Consider the following 710-nt stretch of genomic DNA (forward strand, 5'->3'; position numbering starts at 1 on the left):
CATCCAGCGCAGTTCCCGCGTCGCGACGAGCAGGAGGCCGGGCTGCGCGGGCGGCTTCATCGCCGGGCACGCGGCCAGTCGGCGTAGACGCTCATCCCGGGCCGCAGGCCCGGGACCGAGGTCACCGGATAAGCACGGATCAGGAAGGTTCGCAGGTCGAAATCGCCCGTCGCCCGCGTCGCCCGCCAGCCCGCGTATTCGCCCTTCGTGGCGATCAGCCGGATCTCCGCAGTGATCGGCTGGCCACCGAGGGCGGGAACCCGCATCTCGAACCGATCCCCCGTCTTCAATCCCTTGGCGAGATCCTCACGCAGGTTGAAGCGTAACCAGAGGTCGTTGAGGTCGATCAGGGAGAGGAGCGGCACACCGGGTGAGACGTATTCGCCGACCTCGGCGCTGATCTGATAGACCTGTGCCGACAAGGGCGCCTTGACCACGAGCTCGTCGACCTGCGCCTTGATGGTGTCGATCGTGGCCTTCGCCTTGGCGACGTTGGCGTGCGCGATACCCCGCTCCTCCGCGGTGTAGCCGGTGACGGCGGCTTGAAGCGCGAGCTTGGCCTGGTCCAAGCTGCGCTCCGCGACATGAAGGGTATCCGTCACTTCGTCGAGGCGCTGGATCGGCGCGTTTCCGCTTCCCGCGAGCGTTTTGACGCGCTCATAGGTCCGCTGCGCGAGGGTCAGGTTGGCCGAGGCCGTGTCGACGGCGGC

1 protein-coding gene is annotated in these 710 nt (G+C 67.6%); it reads right to left on the bottom strand.

Features of this window, described 5'->3' with window-relative positions:
- Positions 1-56 precede the first annotated feature (56 nt).
- The coding region (locus tag WDW90_RS37745; protein ID WP_336492825.1) for an HlyD family secretion protein at positions 57-710 on the bottom strand (654 nt) is incomplete at its 5' end.

This window comes from Methylobacterium nigriterrae (assembly GCF_037106235.1).
GTDB lineage: Bacteria > Pseudomonadota > Alphaproteobacteria > Rhizobiales > Beijerinckiaceae > Methylobacterium > Methylobacterium nigriterrae.